The 16,824-nt window shown below is 25.1% G+C and carries 14 protein-coding genes; 2 read left to right on the top strand and 12 right to left on the bottom strand.

Annotated elements, in window-relative coordinates; all coding sequences use genetic code 4:
* Positions 1-35: 35 nt before the first annotated feature.
* The 12 genes from T388_RS0101805 to T388_RS0101750 all read right to left on the bottom strand — a co-directional run bounded on the left by T388_RS0101805 (position 36) and on the right by T388_RS0101750 (position 14,691).
* Entirely contained in the window at positions 36-518 is a 483-nt protein-coding gene (locus T388_RS0101805) for a hypothetical protein (RefSeq protein ID WP_027120624.1), read from the bottom strand.
* Between the two features lie 201 nt (positions 519-719).
* On the bottom strand, positions 720-1,598 hold the full coding sequence (tsf, locus tag T388_RS0101800) for a translation elongation factor Ts (protein WP_027120623.1): 879 nt from the start codon (positions 1,596-1,598) through the stop codon (positions 720-722).
* Between the two features lies 1 nt (position 1,599).
* Complete coding sequence (gene rpsB / locus T388_RS0101795) at positions 1,600-2,547, bottom strand: 30S ribosomal protein S2 (RefSeq protein ID WP_027120622.1); 948 nt, start codon at positions 2,545-2,547, stop codon at positions 1,600-1,602.
* 202 nt (positions 2,548-2,749) lie between these two features.
* Entirely contained in the window at positions 2,750-5,398 is a 2,649-nt protein-coding gene (locus tag T388_RS0101790) for a transglutaminase domain-containing protein (protein ID WP_027120621.1), read from the bottom strand.
* 96 nt (positions 5,399-5,494) lie between these two features.
* The gene (gene ptsP, locus T388_RS0101785; RefSeq protein ID WP_027120620.1) at positions 5,495-7,198 is read right to left on the bottom strand and encodes a phosphoenolpyruvate--protein phosphotransferase; all 1,704 of its coding nucleotides are present in this window, start codon (positions 7,196-7,198) and stop codon (positions 5,495-5,497) included.
* A gap of 161 nt (positions 7,199-7,359) precedes the next feature.
* Positions 7,360-9,273 carry a M13-type metalloendopeptidase gene (locus T388_RS0101780; protein WP_027120619.1) on the bottom strand — a complete coding sequence of 638 codons (1,914 nt, stop codon included), beginning with the start codon at positions 9,271-9,273 and terminating at the stop codon, positions 7,360-7,362.
* Between the two features lie 65 nt (positions 9,274-9,338).
* A complete protein-coding gene (locus T388_RS0101775; RefSeq protein ID WP_027120618.1) occupies positions 9,339-10,025 on the bottom strand; it encodes a 16S rRNA (uracil(1498)-N(3))-methyltransferase in 687 nt (228 codons plus the stop codon).
* A 123-nt stretch (positions 10,026-10,148) separates the two neighbouring features.
* Positions 10,149-11,228: a cell division protein FtsZ gene (locus T388_RS0101770; RefSeq protein ID WP_027120617.1), complete on the bottom strand. Its 1,080-nt coding sequence runs from the start codon at positions 11,226-11,228 to the stop codon at positions 10,149-10,151.
* 12 nt (positions 11,229-11,240) lie between these two features.
* Positions 11,241-12,449: an MAG3720 family protein gene (locus tag T388_RS0101765; protein WP_027120616.1), complete on the bottom strand. Its 1,209-nt coding sequence runs from the start codon at positions 12,447-12,449 to the stop codon at positions 11,241-11,243.
* 24 nt (positions 12,450-12,473) lie between these two features.
* Positions 12,474-13,376 (bottom strand): 16S rRNA (cytosine(1402)-N(4))-methyltransferase RsmH, encoded by a 903-nt coding sequence (rsmH, locus tag T388_RS0101760; protein ID WP_027120615.1) that lies wholly within the window; start codon positions 13,374-13,376, stop codon positions 12,474-12,476.
* Position 13,377: 1 nt separating this feature from the next.
* Entirely contained in the window at positions 13,378-13,812 is a 435-nt protein-coding gene (gene mraZ, locus T388_RS0101755; RefSeq protein WP_027120614.1) for a division/cell wall cluster transcriptional repressor MraZ, read from the bottom strand.
* Between the two features lie 207 nt (positions 13,813-14,019).
* Complete coding sequence (locus tag T388_RS0101750; protein WP_027120613.1) at positions 14,020-14,691, bottom strand: potassium channel family protein; 672 nt, start codon at positions 14,689-14,691, stop codon at positions 14,020-14,022.
* Positions 14,692-14,768: 77 nt separating this feature from the next.
* On the opposite strand from T388_RS0101750, the gene T388_RS0101745 reads away from it, so the two are divergent.
* Together T388_RS0101745 and T388_RS0101740 are read left to right on the top strand one after the other, a co-directional pair.
* Entirely contained in the window at positions 14,769-16,358 is a 1,590-nt protein-coding gene (locus tag T388_RS0101745; protein WP_027120612.1) for a TrkH family potassium uptake protein, read from the top strand.
* A complete protein-coding gene (locus tag T388_RS0101740) occupies positions 16,351-16,809 on the top strand; it encodes an MAG0130/MAG3770 family membrane protein (RefSeq protein ID WP_027120611.1) in 459 nt (152 codons plus the stop codon). The genes T388_RS0101745 and T388_RS0101740 overlap by 8 nt, the downstream gene beginning before the upstream one ends.
* Positions 16,810-16,824 lie beyond the last annotated feature (15 nt).

Here is a 16,824-nt window from a genome sequence, read left to right as displayed (position 1 = left end):
TATTGGAATTTTTTAATGATGAATTCCAATATTTTTTATTTTTTATTCTTATTTTTCTGTTTCGATTTTTTAATAATGACTAATTTTGGTAAATCGTCAGTGCTGCTTAATTTTTCAGTTATTTTGTTAACAACCTCTAATTGGTTTTTAATACCTAAATAGGGCAATTTTTCAACTTCATTGTTTTCATTTTGCAACTTTTTCTTCAATTCAAAATAATCCATCTTATAAATTATTGAAAGATCTATAGCTTTTGCAATAGTAATATTTTCTGTATCACCTTTTTCACTAACCCCCTCAGTTGTATTTATTTTAATAACATCGGAATTAGAACATTTCTCATCAAATTCTTTTAAACAAGAAACAAAGAAAACATATTCCTCATCTTCAGCAATTAACATCATCACGTCCGATTTTATACATTCTCCTTTAATTTTTTGGACGAAATTTGGTGTTAAAATAATTGGTTTTAAAACAGGCAAAGCTGTTATTGTATTTGTATTTTGTAAATTTGTCATACATTTATTTTAAAAAAGTTGAAAATCCTCATTTGCATTTTTTTAATAAAAAACAAATTGTTGATAACTATTAAAAAGTAGTTTTTTTGCTCTTATCACTTATAAAAAATAACTTTTAACTTAAAATACACAATGAATAATTTGTTTTTACTTTTTATAAAGAAAAAGAAAAAAGCGCAAAAGCGCTTAGATTAGAAATAATTATTGTTTCATTTGTGCTGCAACTTCTTCTGCAAAGTCTGTTTCAACTTTTTCAATTCCATCACCAACACCATAACGAATAGCTTCTAATAATGTTTCACCATTGTTTGCTAAATATTTTTCAATTGAAACACTGTCATCCATCATAAATGATTGTTTAACTAAAACAACTTCAGCAATTTTTTTGTCTAATGAACCCTTAATAATCATTTCTTGAATATTTGCAGGTTTTTTATCAAAATTAGCAGGAACAACAAATTCTTTTTTAAATATTTCAATTCTTTCTTGAGGAACTTCGTTCTCAAAAATAAATTCTGGTTTCATAGCTGCTGCATGCATTGCAACGTTTCTTGCTGGTTCCTCTTTTGAACCTTCAACTCTAGTAATAGCAGCAATTTTACCATTAATGTGAACAAATGCTCCTAATGTTTGACCTTCTGTTGCTTCTACTTTATTAAAACGGCGGAATGAAATTTTTTCACCAATTGTTGCGGTTAGATTTTCACAATATTCGCCAATTGTTTCGTTTTCTACTTTAACAGTTAATGCTTCCTCAATTGAAGTTGCATTTGAAGTTAAAATTGCATTAGCTATTTTTTCAACTGCTTCTTTAAATTTTTCGTTTTTAGCAACAAAGTCTGTTTCACAATTAACTTCAACAATAACAGCTTTACTGTTGTTTTTAGCTATTGCAACAAGACCTTCTGCAGATACTCTTCCAGCTTTTTTAGCAGCTTTTATTTTTCCACTGCTTTTAAGTTGAATAATTGCTTTTTCAATATCTCATTCACTTTCTTCAAGTGCTTTTTTACAATCAACCATTCCTCCGCCTGTACGTTCACGAAGTTCTTTGATTAATGACATTTTATCTACAGCCATATTATTCTCCTTTTTCTTCTTTACTATTTTCATTTTTTTCAGAAGAGTCTACTTTTTTAAAATCACTATTTTTTTGAAAAGGTTTTCTATTGTAAATTGGTTTTTTATTATTTTGCTCTACTTCAAATTTTGGAAATTCAATATTTTCATCTGGTTGATAAGCAAATAATGCTTTTCCACCTCTTGCAACAGCTATAGCATCAGCTAACACTGTCATTATTAATGTAATACTTTTAGCTGAATCATCATTTGCAGGAATACCAAAATCAACTAAATCTGGATTTGTGTTTGAATCTAAGATACCAATTATTTTAACACCTTTTTTACGTGCTTCTTTAACTGCAATTTCATCTTCATTTGGATCTGCAATAATCATAAAATTAGGTAGTCCTTGCATTTTACGAATACCATTAAGGTTTTTGTGTAATTTATCTAATTCTTTTTGAAGTAATAAACCTTCTTTTTTAGTTCTACCTTGAAAACCCTTAGCAGCTAAAGCTTCAAGTTCTTCCATATATTTAACTCTTTTAAAAATAGTTTGTGAGTTAGTTAATGTTCCGCCTAATCAACGATCTGCAACATAAAAACTATTTGTTCTTAAAGCATTTTCCTTAATTGTTTCTTTAGCTTGCTTTTTAGTACCTACAAAAATAAATGAAGTACGAGGATTTTTTGATACATATTTTAATAGTAAATTGTATGCAAAATCTAAACGTTGTAATGTTACGTTTGAATTAATAATATGAATTCCTCTTTTAGTTTGAGGAAATAAAAATTCCTTCATTTTAGGATTTCATTGACTTTTCTTGTGACCAAAATAAGTACCAGCTTCTAATAATTTATCTTTTGAAACTATTAATTTTTTAGCTTCTTTATCTTGGTTTTTTTCTTGTTTATCGTTGCTATTGTTTGCAACTTCATTTGTGTTTTTAATATTTTTATCTGACATGTTTTGTTTCCTTTAGTTTGTTTTATACTTCCTATTATTTCTAACACCTAGCACCTTTTCTCAAGGCACACCCAAGTGAATCCATAATAGTGTTTTTTAAATTAAATTTGATCAAATTGAATTTATTTAATAAATTCTTTTTTATTCTACTATAAAAAGCAAGAAAACAAAGAAATTTACCTTTTGTTTTCTTGCTTTTTATTTAATTTTGATTAATAAATTTAATTGCTTCACTCCACTCACTAAAATTATCCGAATTATTATCTTTAGTAAACGCTCAATAAAATGTTGAATAGACTTTATAAGATAAATCTATATTTGTTTTATTTACATCTAATTCAACATAATATAAGCCTGTATTAGAGTTATTAATTTGACCAATATTGTAATTTAATTTATAATAACTTTTAATATTGTTAATTTCTTTTAAGACTGTTTTTATTTTTGTAAAAGGATTGTAATATATTAATTTAGCATTTACATTAAATAAATCACTGTTTCAATTATTAATAGTTGTTGATAAAACAACATTATCATTTAATGAATTAAAATTAGAATTATAAAATTTATATAACAATGAATTTACATAAGGACTTTCAAAATTATTGTTTGAATATTTAACTTCAAATATTTTACTTTGATATATCTCGCTAGATTTTGAAGGTAAAAATGCTTCGATATAATAGAAACCATTTTTTAATAAATTCTTATCTTTAATAAACAAATTTGACTTAGTTACATTGTTCAAAATCAAATTTGTAACTGAATTTTTTGTTTTACCATAGTAAACGTTATATCTTAATCCTAAACCGAGATTAGTGGTACTTGATAATTTTTTCATCGCTAAAAAACCATCGAAATTAAAACCATATTTTTCAATATTTTCTGAATTGACAAAATAAATATCATCCATTGTTTTATTTGCAATTGTAGATGAAGGTTTTTTGTTAACTAAATCATAAATGTTAATTTCAAACTCTTTAATTTCATTAATTTTATTTAATATTTGTTTATGAGTCAAAGAAGTGTTATTTTTTATAAAATTCTCAAACTCAGCTATCTTTTTATCAATTAATAGTTTCTCTTCACTTGTGATATTTCCAAATTCGTGGCCAATTAAAATTGAAGATAAAATTGTTTTACTAATTAATAATTGATTTTCCAAATCACTTATGTCGTAATTATTTTCGCCAAAAATAAATTCCCTTTGTTCTTCAGTTAAATTTAAAACCTTTAATTCCGAATTTTTCAATTGATAATATATTTGATTATTAAAAACATAATATGTATTCATTTCATTATCAATTCCATCTGAAGGAATTGCAATATTTATACTTTTATTAGTCTTCATATTATAAATAAAAAAAGTTTTATTTGCAAATCTATAATCATTTTTTAAAAATATTAAGTTATTTTTGTATGAAAATAAATGAGGATAAAAATCTTTAAATGATGATTCTATTCCATTATAATTTTCTTCACCAATTAATTGTTTTAAATCAACCTCTTCACCATCATATTCATTAATTTTTTGTTTCATTAATTTATATATAGTTTTTCTTTGGTTTTTTGTTTTAACTAAAGTGTATCAATAACCATTATAAAAAACAGATCTACTTCGTTTATCTCTTTCTCTAGAATATCTCGTAGTCATAATTTTTTTATTAATCAATTCTTCTAAATTCTTACCATAAGCAATTTTTGATTTATCCAAGAAAAAATCATCTCATTTTAATCACCAAAAACGTTTATTAAAATATTGGGTTTTAATATTTGCAGTATCTGGATCAAGCGAAACAGGCTTTAAGAATTCAGATAAATTCATAATAGTAGGATCTAAATAGGATAAAAATTTACTATTTAATTTAGAACCATTTACTCTTCCTCATGTTGCATCTGATAAATATCATTTAAAATTGCCATCATTATTTAAATCTAAATTAACTCAAGTTACTTGATGCAATTCAGACTCTCCGCCATCATTACCAGTTAACATTGGAATAGCTTTAACACCAGCTAAATTCAAAAGTAAAGTATATGCTGTTGAATACAATGAACAAACTGCCTTATGATCATTGACTGCTCTTGGTAATGTTTTAGTTGAATAGTCATAAGAATAATCAAATCACTCCGCAACATAACGTCATAGAAAAAAAGCTCTATCTACATCAGTCATTGAAGAATCTAGATTAATTAAGCCATTTGTTATAAATTCAATAAATGAATTATGTAAATCATTAGAATATTCTCATTCATTTGAATAAACAGGATTATGTATTATACCCACAAAATTACTACCACTTTTTAAAGTAAAATCTAATGCTCCAGCTGATAAACTATACAATGGATAATCTCTTCAATTATTTATTAATCATTTTGAATAACCGTTTGCAACAATATTAGTATCTATGTTTCTATCACCAAAATTATAGTTAACCGATAATTTACTTCAAACTATGTAATCAATCATTTGAACAATATCATCAGATGTGATAAATTCATCTCTAACTTCTCTTAAAGGTACATCACCATAATTAAAATTGTTGCCATATTGTTGATTTGAATCAACGCTAAACGTTTTAGGATTAACCAATTTATAATATTTCAACTTTTTTATTGCATTATTATTTATTTTTGTAGCAGGTATTACTTTTTTATTTTTAATTACGGTATCAACATTTATTTTTGTAGCAGGTATTACTTTTTTGTTTGGAATAATAGTGTTGGGGTTAATTTTTGTTGCTGGTATTACTTCATGTTTAGCATTATTTTTAGCATTTACACAACTAACAAAAAATGATGGTATTATCGTCAAATTTGAAAGTAAAAACAAAATTCTATTTTTTTTCATTTTCATCCTTAATTTTTAATTGTAGAAATTAATTAAATATAAAAAATTCTATAATAAATTTAAAATTAAAAAAATAAAAAAGACAAATTTGTCTTTTTATTGAAGTTTTTGATTTAATAAATTAATTACTTCTTCCTCAGTATCTAATTTTATTGCTTGATTAGCAATATTTTCCATTTCCTTTTTATTTAGTTTTGACACTAATTCTCTTGCAACTAAAATGTTACCAGCTCCCATTGAAAATTCATCTAATCCAAGACCAAGCAATAATGGTAATGCTCTGCTATCTCCAGCCATTTCACCACACATACCAGCTCATTTTCCATTTACATGAGCACCATCGATAACCATTTTAATTAATCTTAATATAGATGGATTAAGAGGTTGATATAAATAAGAAATAGATTCACTCATTCTATCCGCTGCCATTGAGTATTGAATTAAATCATTAGTTCCGATTGAAACGAAATCAGCATATTTACAAAATTGATCTGATAAAACAGCTGCTGCAGGTGTTTCCATCATTAATCCGACTTCTATATCTTTTTTATCTGCAACTTTATGTCCTGCTTTCACAACTTCATCATAGGCCTCATCAAAAATTTTCTTAGCATCTAAAAATTCTGGTACATTAGTTATCATTGGAAACATTATAGCAACTTTTCCATAAGCGCTTGCTCTAACTAAAGATCTTAATTGAGTTTTAAAAATATCATGATTTTTTAAACAAAATCTTATTGCACGATAACCTAAAAATGGATTTAATTCATGTGGAAATTCAAAATATTTAAGAGTTTTATCTCCACCTATATCAAGGGTTCTAATTACAACTCTCTTATTATTCATTCTTTCAACAACTTCTTTATATGCTGCAAATTGTTCTTCCTCAGTTGGTCAGTGATCATTATCCATGTAAAGAAATTCTGATCTAAATAAACCTACTGCTTCGGCATCATTTTCAATAACTGAATCAACATCTTTTGGACTACCGATATTTGCCGCTAATTCAACATGATGTTTATCTTTAGTAATTGATTGTTTTCCTTTAAATTGTGCAATGGTTTCTAAATATTTTTCATATTTTAACAATTCTTCTCTATATTTTTCTATTTCATCAGCATTTGGTTCAATTATTACTTCACCTTTTATACCATCAATAATAATAGTTTCACCATTTTTAGTTTTTTCTAAAATACTATTTGTACCTACAACAGAAGGAATCATTAAACTTCTTGCCATAATTGCAGTATGACTTGTTGGACCACCAATATTTGTAGCAAAACCTTTAACATATTTTTTATCCAATTGTACAGTTTGACTTGGACTTAAATCATAAGCTACAACAACAACTTCTTCTTTAATTGAAGTTAAATCAGGTTCTTCAATGTCATTTAAAACATAAAGATATTTTTTCATAATATCTTTTACATCGGCAGCTCTTTCTTTCATATATTCATCATCAATAGAAGCAAACATTGCTGCTTGCTCTTCAAAAAATGATTTTGTTGCATATTCAGCACTTTCATTGTTGTCTTTAATCTTATTTATAATTGACTCAATTGCAAATGGGTCATTCGCTATTTGCATATGAGCTTCAAAAATTGCTTTTTGATCTTCATTTTTTGCTATATCAATAGTTTTTTGAATTTTATTAGAAACAACTTTTACTGCATTATTAAATAATTCTATTTCATGTTCAACATTTTTTGCCTCTTTAGTAACTTCTACTGGTAATTCTTCAATTTTAAATACTTTAGCAATTGCAATACCTTTACTTGCACCAATACCTTTTATATTCACATTTACTCCTTTTTATAATATTTTTAACTAAATATGTTAAATATCAATATTTAAATTATAAATTGATAATTGTAATACAGGGTTTTGTCTTTTTTAGTTATCAAAAAAGTATGGAAACATATCTATAAAATAAAAACATCTCCTTAATTAGGAGAAGTTAATTATCAAATTTTTACTCTTTTTTCAGGTTCTAAATACATTTTGTCACCTTTTTTAATTTTAAAAGCTTTATAGAATTCATCAAGATTTTTAACTTGTTGATTAGCTCTTAATTTAGTTGGTGCATGTGGATCTGTAGCCAATAATGTTTTAGCTCTACCTTCTTTATATTTTGATCTTCAAATAATTGCTCAATGTTTAAAAAATTGTTTAGAATTATGATTTGGTTCTTTCATTGAAGCTTCTAAAGCACAACTAATACCGCCTGCATCAGCAATATTTTCTGAAACTGTTAAACGTCCATTACATTTACCAAATTCAGTATCAACCCCGTCAAACAATTCAACCATATCTTGACCCAATTGTTCAAATTTTTTATAATCTTCCGGTGTTCATCAAGAATTTAAATTTCCATTTTCATCAAAGTTTGCGCCGTTATTATCAAAAGCATGAGAAATTTCATGAGCAATAACCGCTCCTATACCACCATAATTTTGAGATGAAGACTGGCTCATTGAATAAAATGGTTTATTTAATATTCCAGCAGGAAAAACTATTTGATTTAATAAAGGATTATAGTAAGCATTAACTTCCATTGGACTCATACTTCAATATTCCTTATTAACCGGTTCCATATATGTTGAAAACATAAATTGATTTTTTATTTTGGCAATGTTTATAATATTTTCTATTAAATTACCACCTTGTTCATCTTTTTGAATTTCAATCTTGCTATAATAAGGTCTTATTTGATTTGGAAAACCGATGTGAACAGATAATGATTTCAACTTAATAATAGCTTTTGTTTTTGTTGCTTCAGACAATCAATTATTATTCTTTAAACGATTTTCATAAACATTAATCATATTTTTTACTTTGTTTAAAACATCTAATTTAGCATCATTGCCAAAATATTTTTGAGCATAATATAATCCAACTGGCATTTTAAATAAAGAATATGCTACATGCAATGCATGTTTATTTTTATTCATTGGTTTTGCTATTCCGCTTTGTTTTCTTTCATATTCACCACTTATTACTCTTGATTTGTCATCTGTATAAATTGCATAATGTAAAAGAGTCATTAAATACATTCATGATTTTATAATATTTAAGTTTTTATCATTGACTAATTTATCGATATTTTGGCTAAAATGAGGGTAAATATCATTAATTTTTGTTACTTCTTTATTTACTAATCCCTGTGCAAGTTTTTTGAAATCAATATTTTTACTATATTCATTTAAATCACTAATCATTTTTGGATTATATAAGCCCACATAATCATTTTTTTGTTGCGCACTTAAAGAAAATTCAACCAATTGTTGATCAAACTCTAAAGCTTGCTCAACAATTTTTTTAGCTTCTTTTTTACTAAAATAACCACGTGATAAAAGTTTAATTGACATTTCTTTAAAAGTTTTTAATAACTCGTCTTTTAAAGGGTGTTTATCATCATAATATGATTTCTCAGGCAAAATTAATTCTGGTCCATAAAATTCTAAAAATTGAACTTCAGTGTTTTTAAAATCTTGCCCAACTGAAAAATTAAACGGAACTGTAAAATCTTTCAAAACAAACTCATTATAATTTTCAATAAAATCATCAATAGTATTTAAATTCATAATTGCTTGTAATTCTTGTTTTAAAATAGTTCCTTTTAATTCATTTCTTGTTTTAAAATCAGATAATAATTTATATAATTCAACATAATTAATTAAAATTTTATTCTCTAATTTTTGATTTTCATTTTTTTCTACTAATTCTTTTGTCATAGTTTTTAGTAATTTTTCATTTTTTAAAAAAATTTCTAAAAATGCTCCTACAGAACTTTTGTCATTAGGAATTTTTGCTTTTTTTAATCATGAATCGTTAACTGCTTCATAAAAATCATTTTTAAGTATTTCTTTATTCATATTTCTCCTTAGTTTTTTATAACTTTATAATATCTCATTTTACATAAATAACTAATTATTTTTTGTTACGCTTCTTTTAAATTGCTCAACATATATAAACAAGCTGTTTCAGCTCGTAAAATTCTTTTTCCTAATGAAACAACCTGAGCTTCATAATTTTGACACATTTTAATTTCTTCTTCACTAAACCCACCTTCAGGACCAACAATTAAAATTGTATCATTCAATAATTCAATATAATTTACTTGCGAATCTACTGTTTCATTTTCATATGCAATATATTTTTTTAAATCTTTGTAAAAACTCAAAAATTTTTCTAATTGCATTGGATTTAATAATTCTGGAATAATATTGCGAAAACTTTGTTGTGCTGCATTTTTTATAATATCTAAAAATCTATTATATTTTTTCTTTAAATCATATTTAACAATATTATTGTCTGTATAGCGAGTAATAATTGGAATAATTTTGGTAACGCCTAATTCTGTTGCTTTTTGTAATATTCATTCAAAACGTTTAATTTTTATAATTGGACACGCTAAAATAATTTGATATTTAGCCTCATTATTAATATTGGTTGTTTCAATTATTTTAGCCAAATTATTTTCTAAAATACACTTATAAAAACATCCTAAATAATTACATAAAAAAAATTCATTTTCTAGACGAGCTACTTTAATATGTTTTAAATTTTCCTTAGACAATTCAAAATAATCTTGATTAATTTTATTTTCAACAAAAAATCTATGCATGTAAAGCCTCCATATTTTCCAAAATAACTATTTTATAGTATTTTACTATATATTAATCTTAAAAATATAAAAAAAGCCACATGCTATAAATAGATAGCATATAGCTTTTTAGTGTTACTATTATTAACTAAAAAAATTTGGTATTTGATCTTTAGAACTTTCATTTGTTTCATTATTGTTTTTAGAAGTGTTAACAGTATTGATATTTGTTGACATATTAGAGAAAGAATTATCATCGTTATTATCTAATAAACAATCTTTTAATCCTGTTGCAATAATATTGACTTGGAACAATTCTTCTTTTTCTGTTGTTTCTGAATATCTTAAACCAAAAAATGTTTGAGCCTTGTTTTCTTCATTTTTTAATTTTCCATCAATTATTTTTTTAGCTTGTTCAATTTCATCAAAATTTGTATTTTTATCACAAATAATATGAATTAAAATTTTTTCACATTTTCTTGTATTTTCATCTAACATAAGAGGAGCTAAGGCATTTTCAACTGCTTTTTTATAGCGTTCCTTACCAACAGCTCTACCTAAACCAATAATAGTATCTTGTCCGTTTACTAAAACTTCTCTCAAATCATTAAAATCTAAATTAATAGCACCAGTTTCAAATACAATTTCTTTAATTATCTTAATCATATTTTTTAAAACAGTATTTGAAAATTTAAACATTTCAGAAACTGGCAATTTATTATATGAATCTGATATTTTTTGATTAGAAACAAGAACATAAGAATCAACAACTGTTTTTAATTTTTTAAAACCTTCGTTTGCCACATTAGCACGGATATCACCTTCAATAGCGAATGGTGTTGTAACAATTGCAAGTGTTAATTTATTTGCTTTTTTAGCAATATTTGCAATAACTGGTGCCGCTCCAGTTCCTGTTCCTCCACCTAATCCTGCTGCTATTATAACAATGTCAGCATCTTTAATACTTTCGTATATATCTTGTTCGCTCTCACTAGCACATTTGGCACCAATTTCAGGGTTTCCCCCTGCACCCATGCCGTTATTATTTTTTCCTAAAAGAATTTTATTTTCACAAATACTTTTATCTAAATCTTGAGAATCGGTGTTTGCAATATATAAACTAATATCTGATAAATTTTCATTTAGTAATAAATTGATAGCATTATTTCCAGCACCACCAATACCAATTACTTTTAGCTTTAATCTTTTTGATTCATGTTCCATATCTGCCTCCGATTAAGAATTTTTAGTAAAAAATTTTGAAAATTTGCTTGCAACAAAGTTAATCATTTTGTTAACCTTGTTTCCTTTTTTCGTAATATCAGGTAAGTTATTTAATGTATTAATTAAACTTTCTTTTTTACTGAAATTATCAATAATATATGTTGCTCCTAGTGAAGAAGCATCGATATTTAAAATTTGTGATTCCTTATTATCAAAAATGTCAATTGATAAATTTGGATTTAAATCTATCATTTTTGTTAATAGACATTGTGAATTAGAACCGTAGATAATTATATCTAATGGTAAATTTAATTCATCATTGATAATCTTTTGTATCTCGTCGCAAACCTGCGAAAATACTTGATTTAAAACTGTATAGATTGATTTTGTAACAGCATCTAAATTATTGCTTTTGCAAAATTCTCAGCTATTAACTATTGATTGACAATATAAATCTATTTCATGATTTGATAAATTTAAGTTATTTTGAAAATAATTTGTTAGCTTTCTGACATCAAATTTTATTTTTTTATAATAAAAATTTTTTGCATTTAAAAAACCATTTATTATGATGTTATTTCAATCAAAATTTACTAACAATGAATATTTATCACTTTTTTTAACATTAGCCAATAAAGTTTGACTTTCAAGTAAAACTTGATTCAAATTTACTCCTGATGATGCAAAAGAATCAATTATCTTAATAAGATTTGAATCTTTAACAGATGTAAATATTCCTTGATATGCTTTTAGTTCTTCACCTTTTTTATTTAAAGGAAAAGATTCATACTTTTTCGAATTATTTGCTGAAAATAATTCATATAAATATACTTCTTGATTAATAACAAAATAATTTGAACTTGATGTTTTATTTTTTAACAATTTAAACAATTCATTTTTTGCATGTTCATCAACAATATTATTATTTAATTTTATATTTGTATCTAAACTTACAAAATTGATATCATCAAATAAACTATCATTTACTATTAATGAATAAAATACTTCTTTTTTGATTTTATTGAACTTAGAACTTAAAAGTTCTTTTTTGATGTAAATTTGAAGTTCTTCAAGACTTTTATTTAAACGTTCAAAATCATTATATTTATAATTAAAGGTTTTATGAAAAATAGGAACATATTGAGATTCAATATCTTCAAGTATATTTACTTTAATTTTATTTCTTTTTAATAGAAAATTAACGAAATATTTCTTATTCATAACTACCCTTTCATAATAATGATTTTAAAAGTGTTTAGTCAATACTCTTAACTTTGCACTACGTGAACGCCTATTTTCCTCTAATTCATTTCTAGATGGATTAATAGTTTTTACACTATATTGTTTAATTTCATTTATTGGCATTTTATCTGGCATTTTATTTTTTATTAAATTACCAAAAAAACGTTTTACAATTCTATCTTCAATCGAATGAAATGTAATAATTGCCAAACTACCATTTATTTTTAATAAATTAATAGCTTGATTTAGCATATTGCGTAAAGAATCTAGTTCATGATTAACCTCAATACGAATAGCTTGAAAAATTGCTTTACAAGGATTTTTTAATTTCACAAGTTTAGCTGGCAAACTATTTCTTATAACGTCTGCTAATTCAATAGTATAAGTAATTGGTCGATTTTCGACGATGGCTTTCGCAACTCGCTTTGCAAGTTTTACCTCAGCGTTATCAATGAAAATTTTAATCAAATCACTTTCACTATATTCATTAACCACTTTATATGCATCAAGTTCTTGATCCATATTCATACGCATATCTAAACGCGAGTTTTTATTGTAAGAGAAACCACGCTCTGTGTTATCAACTTGTGGTGAAGAGATCCCAAGATCTGCTATTATGCCATCAACTTTAAGTATTTTCATTTTTTGTAATTCATTTGTTATATTTTCAAAATCAGAATGAATTAAATGAAAATTACTATTAATTTTACTTAAACGTTCACGACTCTTTTCTATCGCAAAATTGTCTTTGTCAAAACCAATAAGTTGTCCTTTAGTTAATTGGCTTAATATCAAACTCGAATGACCACCCATGCCTAATGTTAAATCAACGTATATACCGTCTTCTTTAATTTTTAGTGCATCAATAGATTCGTTTAAAAGTACAGAATAATGTTTATCTAACATATTAATTCTTGTTCCTATTCATAAGATTTTCTGCAGCTCTCGATATTTCTTCAATGCTGATATTTTCATTATATTCATTGTATTTTTCAGCTCCTCATAATTCAACAAGGTCGCCTAAACCAACAAATATAACTTCTTTTTGAATATTGGCTTTTGCGAGGAATTGTTTAGGCAAAATAAAACGATTTTGACTATCAAGTTCTATTTCTTGACTTCTACCTAATCAATAGCGTTTTAACTTACGAGCATCACTATTAAATGAACCTTGACTAGTTAATTCACTAGTAAGTTTTTCAAATTCAGCAATCGAACGTATTTCTACAACATTTTCCATGCCAATTGTAAGATAAAATTTACTTCCTAATTGATCTCTCAACTTGGTAGGTAAAGATAATCTATTTTTGGCATCTATATTTCTAGAATATTGTCCATACATTTCCACTTTCCTCCACTATTCACCACAATTTTACAATAATATATATTATTAGGTAAGAAAAAATATGAAAAAAATAACTAATTTTCATATTTATTGAATAGATTAAATTAGAAAAAAACAAAAAAGCAAATTTTTATAAAAAAAATACTAAAATTCGCTTTTTTGTTTTTTATTATTTTTTTAAAAAATGTGGAAGAAAATCCCAAATTATTGTTTGTTTAATATTCCAAAAGCATGTGTTACATCTTCAACTTTACCCAAAATGGTTAATAAATCATTGTATTTTAAAGTTGTTAAACCGTTTGGAAGAATTATTTCAACACCTCTTTTAATTAAAACAACAGAAATACCATATTCATGAAAATTAACATCCTTTATAGATTTATTTACTAAGGTTTGATTAGTTATCAATGTTGTACCCATAACGAAATCATCCCCAATTTCTTGTAAATTTTTTGAATACTTAATAAAGTTTGGATTTGCAGCTATTAATGCTGTTCGAACACCAGCTTCATATTCAGGACGAACAATAACGTTAACACCAATTTGTTCCAAAACGCGAGCATGACGACGTGATGTGGCACGAGCAATTATGTTTTTAACTTTTAATTCAAGTAAGGCAGCTACTATCTCAATATTATTAGGAACTGTAACTACTACAGTGTCCATATCTTGAATATTTAAAGCTTTTAATGCTCGCATATCTGCAGCATCTGCAATCACAATTTTTTGTGCTATATCAGTATATGTTTTTAATACTTCTTCATCTTTATCAATAATTAATAAAGAACGATTCATTTTACTTAATTGTCCAATTACTGCTCCACCAAAACGATTAGCACCAATAACACAAATATCTTCATTATTTTTCTTTCTCATTTTTCCTCACTTTACTATATTAATACTTACAATTATAAATGATTATTATTTTTTAAATATTATATTAAAATTATGCTATGAAAAATTTAAAAATTGGCTATTTATGAAGAAATAGCAAACTAAGAAATTTTTTTCTTAATTATTTAAAATGAAAAAAGAATATAACAAAAGTTAGATTTATATTCTTAATATATCTACTGGTAGTTATTATTGGAACATTCTTGTTATATAGTCCAATAACTCATAGTGCAAAATATTCTAATTGAAATAGTATAAGTTTTTGAGATGCTTTTTTCACAACATGTTCAGCTTTTAGTGATACTGGTTTAGTGACAAAAACAACATATGATACATGAAATATGTTTGGTCAGACCATAATAGCAATATTAATTTTTAGCGGTGGTTTAGGTATTTTTGCGCTTAAAATATTTTTGATAAGTTTATTATTTTTCAATAATAAAAGTAGTTTAAGTGAAGTGGAACTAGTTAATTTTGAAAGAGGCTCTACAAATTCAAGACAAACAAAAAAAGTGGTTATTGATTCAATTGGGCTTTTATTAATAATATTTTTAGTATTTAGCATATTGCTTAGTTTCTATTTCTTTTTTGCAACACCTAGCGCAAATAGTTTTCCAACTGTTACAAATACCAATAATGTCTATAATGATAGTAATAAAATAATAGGTGAATATGTTTCTCCACAAAATAATTGAGCCCTAAGTTTTAGATATGGTTTTTTCCATTGTATTAGTGCATTAAATAATGCCGGTTTTGATATTATTGGTCAAAATTCATTGATACCATATTATAAAAATATTGATTTACAAATTATCTTTTTATTTCTTTTTATTGTTGGCGGACTTGGATATCCTGTAATCCATGATTTTTTAAATTTTATACGTTTTAAAATGAAATATCCTAAACGTAAATATTATTGAGCTCTTTTATCTAAAATTAGTGCTTTAACATATTTAATTGTTTCAATTGTTGGATTTATCCTTTTAATTAGTTTTGAAGCTTCTAACAAAGGAACAGGTTTAACTAATTTTTGAAAACAAGATGGTTATTATGGAAATAAAGGATATAAAATTTGAGCTTTAATTTTTACAACAGCTTCTACTCGTAGTGCCGGTTTTGCGACAATAAATATGGCCGATTTGACACATGGTAGCATTATGACAAATATAATATTAATGTTTATAGGAGCAGCTCCTGCTTCAACGGGTGGAGGAATTAGAACTACAACTTTTGCTATTCTTATATTATCTATTATTTCTAAAATGATCGGTAAACCATCTGTAAGATCATTTAAAAGAAAAATTGAAGATCAAACAGTAAGAATGAGTGCAATAGTCTTTTCAATTAGTTTATTTATTGTGCTTGTAATAAGTTTTATAACAATGTCAAGTATGGATTATTATTATGGTTCAATTGATAGTAAAAAAATGTCATACATACATGTTTTATTTGAAACAGTTTCAGCTTTTGGTACTACGGGATTATCATCGGGTATAACTGCTCATTATAATATTGCAAGTAAAATATTTATTAGTATCTTAATGTTTATTGGTCAATTTGGAATTAGTAGTACCATTCTAATTTGAGGTTCAAAACATAACTTTTCGTATAAATATGAATACATTAGTGAGGAGGTAACTATTGGATAACTTATATCAAAAATTCCAAAATTTAAACATTTCAAATTCAAAGCTAGAAAACACATTAAGTTCTAAATTAACTACAAAAAATAAATATTATTTTTATTTTTTTGAAATCATTTTACTATTAGCAGTAATTATTTTTACTTCCTTATACATTATTTTTTCTTTACAAAACAAATGAAATTTACCAATTTATTGAACATTACTAATTTATGTCTTTTTATTACTTCTTGTAATTTGCAATGGAATAATTATTAGTTATATAAAAGTATGTAATTGACTTCAAAAAATAAATAGTAATCAATCGCAATTTATATGAAAATATAAATCTAATACTTTTTATATTTATTTAGATTTATATAGTTGAAAAATAATCGCTAATTTGAGAAATAAAACAGAAAATAAAATTACCAAAAAAGAATTTAAAAAAATAACCTTATTTTTTGTTGATTTATAAAAATAACGAAAATAT

This window comes from Mycoplasmopsis lipofaciens ATCC 35015 (assembly GCF_000686585.1).
Classification (GTDB): domain Bacteria; phylum Bacillota_I; class Bacilli_A; order Mycoplasmatales; family Metamycoplasmataceae; genus Mycoplasmopsis; species Mycoplasmopsis lipofaciens.
Note: the sequence above shows the minus strand (reverse complement) of the source record. Positions and strands in the feature narration are given on the sequence as shown.